The organism is Streptomyces carpinensis, assembly GCF_002154505.1.
Lineage (GTDB): Bacteria > Actinomycetota > Actinomycetes > Streptomycetales > Streptomycetaceae > Streptomyces > Streptomyces carpinensis.
The window spans coordinates 1-7,774 of record NZ_MUBM01000300.1; the positions used below are offsets into that span (position 1 = coordinate 1).

Consider the following 7,774-nt stretch of genomic DNA (forward strand, 5'->3'; position numbering starts at 1 on the left):
GACGGAGGGATGGGGGTGGACGAGGCAGCCGGCGCGGGGACGGGCTCCCGGCCTCGGGGGACGGCGGGCCCGCCGTGCTGGTCGCGCCGGTCGTGCAGGTCATCCCGGCGGCGCGCTCCCGTCGTACCGGACCGTGGCGTCCGGCGCGGGCGGCGCCGGCGGCCCGGGCGCGGGCTCGGCGTGGGCCTCGGGGGCCGGTGACGTCTCCGGGGGCGGTCCGTCCAGGGGAGGCACCTCCCGAGCTGCGGCCACGGTCGCAGCGGTCGAGGATCCCGGCCCCTCGCCCGGGTGGTCCGCCGCCGGCTCCGTCTCCGTGTCCACGTCCGCCGGGAGCGGTTCCCTGCGCTGCTGGGTCTCGGCCAGTCCCATCCCGCGTTGGAAGGCGGCCATCAGGCCGGGGTCGTGGCCCGCGACGGACTCGCTGTCCTGGCGGGGTGTCGGGCCGCTGCGCAGCTGGGGAACGATGTGCTCCTGCGCCCGGCGCCGGGGCAACTGCGGCTTGCCCATGGTGCCGCGCACCATGTCGCTGCGCGGGGTGGGCACCGCACCCGCCTTCGCGGCCACGGCACCGCGCTCCTCGGGCCGGACGCCGGGCATCGCCTCCGCCGGGTTCGCCCGCCCCGCGCGGTCGCCGCGCCGGGGCAGGGGCGCGGGACCGCGGCCACCCACCGGTGGTGCCTCCGCGCCGGTCGGCGCGGACTCGCGGGCGGACTGCGCGTCGGCCGCCGAAGGCCCGCCCGTGCCGTGGTCCCCGGCCACCGGGAGGGAGCCGGGGACGCTCCCACCGCTCGCGGGAAGCGCACCGGCGGTGGGCGCGCCCGCCGGTGGGCGCACGTCTGCCGAAGAACGCGCGTCCGCCGAGGAACGCGCCTTGGCCGGGAGATGTCCGTCCGCGCCGTCCAGGACGGACATCGCGTGTGCGTCCCCGCCGCTCGGGACCGGCGCGTGGGGACCCGCCGTGCGGCCGGGGACGGTCGTGCCCGTGCCCGTCGGGGCGAAGCCGCGGTGACCGTCGTTCCCGCCCGCCGCGCCCGGTACCGCGCCGAAGGGCCCGCTTGCGGAGTCCCCGGCGTCCGGGCCGGAGGAGACCGTCCCCCGGCCCACCGGACCGGCCGCGTGGGGCGGCTGCGTGCGCCGGACGTCCCCCGAGGCGCCGGGCGCCGTCCCCGTCTCCATCCCCAGCAGCGCCTGGGGCACGACCAGGACGGCCTGTACGCCGCCGTAGATGTTGGTCTGCAGGCGGACGGTGATGCCGTGCCGCTTGGCGAGTTGGGAGACCACGTACAGGCCGATGCGGCCGTCCGCGAGCAGGCTGGCGAGGTTGACCTGGTCGGGGTCGGCCAGCAGGGAGTTCATCCTGACCTGCTCGCCGACGGGCATGCCCAGTCCCCGGTCCTCGACCTCCACGGCGAGTCCGGAGGCCACGAGATTGACGCGCAGCAGGACCTGGGTCTGCGGGGCGGAGAACACCGTGGCGTTCTCGACGAGTTCGGCCAGCAGGTGGATGACGTCGGCCACGGCGTGACCGCGCAGACGGCCGTCGACGGGCGGGACGAGCTTCACCCTCGAGTACTGCTCGACCTCGGCGATGGCGGAGCGGAGCACCTCGGTCATGGAGACCGGCCGGCTCCACTGGCGGCGGGAGACGGCACCGCCGAGGACGGCGAGGTTCTCGGCGTGGCGGCGGATCCGGGTGGCGAGGTGGTCGACGTTGAAGAGGCCCTTGAGCAGGTCGGGGTCCTCGATCTCGTTCTCCAGCTCGTCGAGGATGGAGATCTCGCGGTGCACCAGGGACTGCAGGCGCCGGGCGAGGTTGACGAAGACCTCGAGCTTCTGTTCGCTGCCCGCCTGGCCGGAGAGCTGGGTGGCCTGGACGACGGCGGCCATCGCCCCGTCGTGGGCGCGGGCCAGGTCGGCGGCGAGCAGTTCGAACTCGTCGGCGTCGTCCGGCGGACCGCCGCGCGGCTTGCGCTGGGGCGGGGCCTCGCCGTGGCGGAGCCCGTCGACCAGGGACTGCAGGTCGACCTCGCGGCGCGCGGTGCTGCGGCGCAGGGCGTCGATCCGCTCGTTAACGGACCGGGCCGTGCGGCCGGCGGCGACGGCGGCGGTCACGATGCCCGCGAGCGCCACCGCCGACGCCCCGGCGAGCACCGCCCACAGAGCGAGGCCGGGGCGGACGCCGGTGGAGCGCACGGTGAAGAGCACGGCGGCGCCCGCCGCGAGGGCGACCGCGGTCGGCGGCAGCACCGCGAGGCGGAGCAGCCGGGGCCGCATGTGGGTCTCGGGCAGCGAGGGGACGGTGCGGGCGACCGGCCGCCCGTGCCGTCCGCCGTCACGGCGGTCTGCGTGGGCGGCCGGTGCACGGAGGTGAGACATCTGTTCCTCGTACTGGTCCGTCGGGCCTGTGAGCTCGCGCGTGGGGCGCGAAGGGGTATGCGCCATCGCTGTGCCGGTCGGCCGGTCCGCACTTGAGCGGCACTGCGTCGCCCGACGACCACTCACCGTAGTTACCGGCGCATCATGTGCGGTGGGCAGTTGACAAAATCGCCCGCGGATCGTCCCGCTCTGGTATGAGGGCTCGTACGGCAGTCCGGAATGAGGGGGCGTACGACAGAGCGATCAGCCGCGACCAGCGGTACGGACGACCCGCGCCGGCCGCCGGGCCGATGACCCCGCCCCGGCCACCGATCCCGATGACCGCAGCCCGGCCGCCGGTCCCCTGACCCACACTCCGGCCATCGGCCCGATCACCGCCACTCGTCCGCCGCCGCCTGTTTCGAGGGGAGCGTGCCGGGTCAGCCGGCGCTCTCGCCGGAGTCCTCGCCCGTGGCCGCGAGGTGGGTGACCAGCGGCCCGAGGCCGTCCGTGCCGACGGCGGTGCGCACTGCCGACTCGTGGGCGGCGGCCAGCGCGTCGAGCCGAGCCAGCCGCGCATGGCCGCGCCGGGACAGGTGGACGAAGATGCGACGGCGGTCGGTGTCGGACTGGCTGCGGTAGACCCAGCCGTCGTCGGCGAGCGCGTCCAGGACCGGTACGCCTACTCCTTCGGCGGCGGCTCGCCCGTGGTGACGGTGCCGCCCGGAAGCGTCGTGGAGCTGACCACCGAGGACTGCTTCGGCGGCCGGGTGCGCGGGGCGGCCGACCTGCCCAGCCGGGTGTGCACCTTCCCGTACCTGAACCCGGTCACCGGGCCCGTCGCCGTCTCGGGAGCCGAACCCGGGGACGCGCTCGCGGTGCACTTCGTGGACATCTCACCGGCCCGCGACTGGGGTGTGTCCAGCACGTTTCCGCACTTCGGCGCGTTGACGGCCACCCACGCCACGGCCATGCTGCATCCCGCGCTGGAGGAGCGGGTCTGGGTCTACGCCATCGACGCCAAGGCCGGCACCTGCCGGTTCGAGGCCACCCGCGGCGACTTCGCGGTGGACCTGCCGCTGGACCCGATGCACGGCACGGTCGGTGTCGCACCCGCCGCGGGCGAGCGGCTGATGTCCATCTCCCCCGGTGTCCACGGCGGCAACATGGACACCCCCGAGCTGCGCGCAGGAACCACCGTCTACTTCGCGGTCAACGTGGAGGGCGCGATGTTCGCCGTCGGGGACGGCCACGCCCGGCAGGGCGAGGGCGAGGTGTGCGGAACGGCGGTGGAGACCGCCATGCACACGGTGGTGGCCGTCGATCTCGTCAAGGGCGGCGCTCCCGCCGTGCCGCGGCTGGAGAACGACGGCTTCCTGCTGAGCACGGGCCACGCCCGCCCGCTCGAGGACGCCTTCCGCATCAGCCAGCACGACCTGGTGCAGTGGACGGCGGAACTGCTCGGGCTGGACCAGCTGGACGCCTACCAGTTGGTCAGTCAGGCCGGGCTGGCGCCGGCGGCCAACGTCTGCGACACCCAGTACACGATGGTCGCGAAGCTGCCCAAGCGCGTCCTGGGCCGTGCTCGCGCCTACGACGGCGTCCACGAGCGGCTGCGGGCGCTGGGCGAGGAGTACATGCGGCAGCGCTGAGCCGCCCGCCGCGAACCGGAACCTCGCATTTCTTGGCGCACGTGGTCCAGTCCACTCCAGAGGGCTCTGTACAGGCGGAGGGGGCCCGATCAGCGGGAATTGGTCTAGTCCCATTTTGGTCCAGACCATTGACCCACCCGATGAGCGGGCGCTATCCCATACGCATCAACACCACCCCTGCGTAAGGGAATTGGCGAACCCCCCTCCTCACACCGGGACTGACATGAGACTCATGCGTTCCTTCCGCGCGGCCCTCACCGCAGCCGTCACGGCTGCGGCCTCGGTGGGCCTCGCCCTGTCGAGCACCGGCACGGCCCAGGCGGCGACACCGCTGCCGAGCCATGTCTTCGCTCCCTACTTCGAGGCCTGGACCGGCGAGAGCCCCGCCGCCCTGTCCGCCCAGTCGGGCGCCAAGCACCTGACGATGGCGTTCCTGCAGACGGCCTCCAAGGGCTCGTGCACGCCGTACTGGAACGGCGACACGAGCATGCCGATCGCGGCGTCGACCTTCGGCAGCGACATCAGGACCATCCAGGCGAACGGCGGCGACGTCATCCCGTCGTTCGGCGGCTACACCGCCGACACCACCGGCACGGAGATCGCCGACAGCTGCACCGACGTCCAGCAGATCGCCGCCGCGTACGAGAAGGTCATCACGACCTACGACATCTCCCGCCTCGACATGGACATCGAGGTCGACTCGCTGGACAACACCACCGCGATCGACCGGCGCAACAAGGCCATCAAGCTGGTCGAGGACTGGGCGGCGGCGAGCGGCCGCAAGGTGGAGATCTCCTACACCCTGCCGACCACCACCCAGGGCCTCGCGGACAACGGCAAGGCGCTGCTGCGCAACGCCGTGAGCAACGGCACCCGGGTCGACGTCGTGAACATCATGACGTTCGACTACTACGACAACCAGCCCCACGACATGGCGAAGGACACCCAGACCGCCGCCCAGGGCCTGTACAACACGCTGGCCTCGCTCTACCCGAGCAAGACCGCCGCGCAGCTGTGGAACATGGTCGGCATCATCGAGATGCCCGGCGTCGACGACTTCGGGCCGGCCGAGACCTTCAGCCTGGCCAACGCCACCACCGTCTACAACTGGGCGGTCTCCAAGGGCATCAACACCCTCTCCTTCTGGGCGCTGCAGCGGGACAACGGAAGCTGTGCGGGTGGCGCGGCCGCGGACAACTGCTCCGGCATCCAGCAGAACACCTGGGACTTCACCCACATCTTCGCCCCCTTCACCGGCGGTGGCAGCACCACACCGTCCAACGACTTCTCGGTCGCGCTCAGCCCGGCCTCCGGTTCGGTGACGGCCGGTCAGTCCGCCACCGCCACGGTGAAGACGGCCGTGACGCAGGGAGCGGCCCAGAAGGTGGACCTCAGCGTCAGCGGGGTCCCGGCGGGCGTCACCGCCTCCCTCAGCCCCACCTCCGTCACGGCGGGCGGCTCCTCGACGCTCACCCTCGCCACGACCTCGGCGGCCGTCTCCGGCACCTACACCGTCACCGTCACCGGTTCGAGCGCCTCCGGCAGCCACACGGCGACGTACGCCCTGACCGTCACCGGCGGAAACGGCAACCAGTGCACCGCCGCCCCGTGGGCGAAGGACAAGATCTACACCGGTGGCCAGGTGGTCTCCCACAACGACCACAACTGGAAGGCCAAGTGGTGGACGACGGGCGAGGAGCCCGGAACCACCGGACAGTGGGGCGTCTGGCAGGACCTCGGCGCCTGCTGACGAGCGGCCCGCTCCCCCGGGACCGCCGGCACTCTCCCCCCGCAAGCGGTCCGGAGCCCGCCCCTGTGGCAGACTCCGGGCCGCTCGCCCGCATCGGCAGGGTCAGGGCCGCAGCGCCTGGCCGGCCGCTTCCCGGTCCGACTTCCGGTCCGACTTCCGCCCGGCCGCCGTCCGGGCCCGGTTCCGGGGTGCGGCGCCGGAACCCGCGGGTGAGCCGGAGGACGTGAATGAGAGCGAGTACCCCGTCACCCGCGCCCTCTCCGAGGCGCTGGGCGACCCGGTGGATCAGGCACCGGAGACGGTGCCCCGGCGGCCGCGCATGAGCAGGAGGTAGATCGCGGCGGCGAGGACCACCCCGACCGGCAGCGAGAGGTCGGTGCCGTTCAGAGCGTGGGCGACGGGGCCGACGTAGAGGGGGGTGTCGACGCAGAGGGCGGCCGCCGCGGCACCCGTGACCAGGGCGGCGGCTCCGGCCCAGTTGACGCCGCCGCTGTACCAGAACGGGCCGCCCCGGCGCTCGTCGCTCAGCTCGTGTCCGTCGTAGCGGTTGCGCCGCCACAGCACGTCGGTGACGTAGATCGCCATGTTGGGGCCCATCAGGACGACCATCAGCTGGAGCATGCTGCTGACGGTGTCGAGGAAGTTCGACACCAGCAGGGCGTAGAGGGTGAGCGCGACGCCGAGGGCACCGTCCAGGGCGACACTGCGGGAGCGGCGGATGCGCAGGCCCACCGCCTGCAGGGACAGGCCGGAACTGTAGGCGGTCATCGCGTTGTTGACGACGGCGGAGACCACGATCGCGAGCAGGAAGGCCGGCTTGAACCAGGCCGGGATCACCGTCTCCAGGGCGCTCTGCGGGTCGGTCATGTCGAGCGCCGTGCCGGCCAGGGAGCCGAGCGCGGTGAACAGCACGCTGGGCACGAAGGCGCCGATCGCGGTCCAGCCGGCGATGGCCCTGGGGCTGGTGTCGCGCGGCAGGTAGCGGGAGAAGTCCGCGCTGTTGCTGTAAGAGAGCGGCGCCGAGGCGATGAGCGCGAGCGCCGCGGCCAGCGCGGCGGTCAGCGCGCCCCCGTGCAACGGCTGCCGGGGGTGGTAGTGCCAGTCGACGTGACCGAGGACGTAACCGGCCAGGGCCAGGAAGACGACGGTGAGCAGAACGGTGAACGGCAGGTAGAGCCGGACGATGGTGGCGTGGCCGTAGACGCTGATGGCCAGGGTCGCGGCCGCGATCCCGACGATGATCACGATCTTGACAGCGGTGTTCGGGTGCACTCCGGCCTCGTCGGCCAGGGAGAACGCTGCCAGTGAGGCGGCGGCCCAGCTGAGGGCGAGGTAGCAGACGGAGGCGAACCAGCCGGTGACGGCGATGCTCGCCCGGTTGCCGCGGATGCCGTACATGGCCCGGGTGATCACCTCGCTGGGCGTGCCCGAGGCGGGGCCGCTGACGGCGATCAGCCCGACGAACACCCAGAACAGGTTCCCGGCCACGGTGACGGCCAGCGCCTGCCACAGGCTCAGGCCCATCAGGATCAGGGTGCCGCCGACGACCAGGCTCAGGTAGCTGACGTTCGGCGCGGCCCACACCGCGAACAGTTCCCTGGCCCGGCCGTGGCGCTCGCCGTCGGGGATGACGTCGATGCCGTGAGCCTCCACCCCACCGGCCCGGTCGGTGGTTCGGGCGGACCCGGGCGATTCCGCGTGAGGGTCGGGAACCGTGGCTGTCATGGAGTCCTCCGCACCGACAAGCCCTGGGAAAGCCTGTCTATTGGTCGCGCGTCCAATTGATTATTGGTCGCACATCCAATAGCGTGCGGGCATGGCGTCAAGCGTTCAGTCGAAACGAGTGCGCAAAACCCCACAGGCGCGCCGCACCGAGATCGTCTCCGCCGCTGCGGCGATCGCCCTGGCCGAGGGACTGGAGTGCATCACGGTGCGCCGGGTCGCGGACGAACTCGCCGTGCGGCCCGGTCTGATCAGCCACTACTTCCCGGTCACCGAGGACCTGGTCGCCGAGGCC

5 protein-coding genes are annotated in these 7,774 nt (G+C 72.8%); 3 read left to right on the forward strand and 2 right to left on the reverse strand.

The genetic code is table 11. The annotated features are described in order from the left end of the window. Positions 1-99: 99 nt before the first annotated feature. On the reverse strand, positions 100-2,376 hold the full coding sequence (locus tag BZY54_RS34965; RefSeq protein ID WP_086729346.1) for a sensor histidine kinase: 2,277 nt from the start codon (positions 2,374-2,376) through the stop codon (positions 100-102). A 557-nt stretch (positions 2,377-2,933) separates the two neighbouring features. On the opposite strand from BZY54_RS34965, the gene BZY54_RS34975 reads away from it, so the two are divergent. Next, positions 2,934-4,007, forward strand: coding sequence for an acetamidase/formamidase family protein (locus BZY54_RS34975; protein WP_244217488.1), 1,074 nt, complete (start codon positions 2,934-2,936; stop codon positions 4,005-4,007). A gap of 223 nt (positions 4,008-4,230) precedes the next feature. Continuing rightward, complete coding sequence (locus tag BZY54_RS34980; RefSeq protein ID WP_086729347.1) at positions 4,231-5,757, forward strand: glycosyl hydrolase family 18 protein; 1,527 nt, start codon at positions 4,231-4,233, stop codon at positions 5,755-5,757. Positions 5,758-6,042: 285 nt separating this feature from the next. Here BZY54_RS34980 and BZY54_RS34985 read toward each other — a convergent pair whose 3' ends face one another. Continuing rightward, positions 6,043-7,482, reverse strand: a complete 1,440-nt coding sequence (locus BZY54_RS34985; RefSeq protein ID WP_086729348.1) for a purine-cytosine permease family protein — start codon at positions 7,480-7,482, stop codon at positions 6,043-6,045. Positions 7,483-7,573: 91 nt separating this feature from the next. Here BZY54_RS34985 and BZY54_RS34990 point away from each other — a divergent pair. Further along, positions 7,574-7,774: TetR family transcriptional regulator (locus tag BZY54_RS34990; protein WP_143668182.1), on the forward strand; the 201-nt coding region annotated here is incomplete at its 3' end.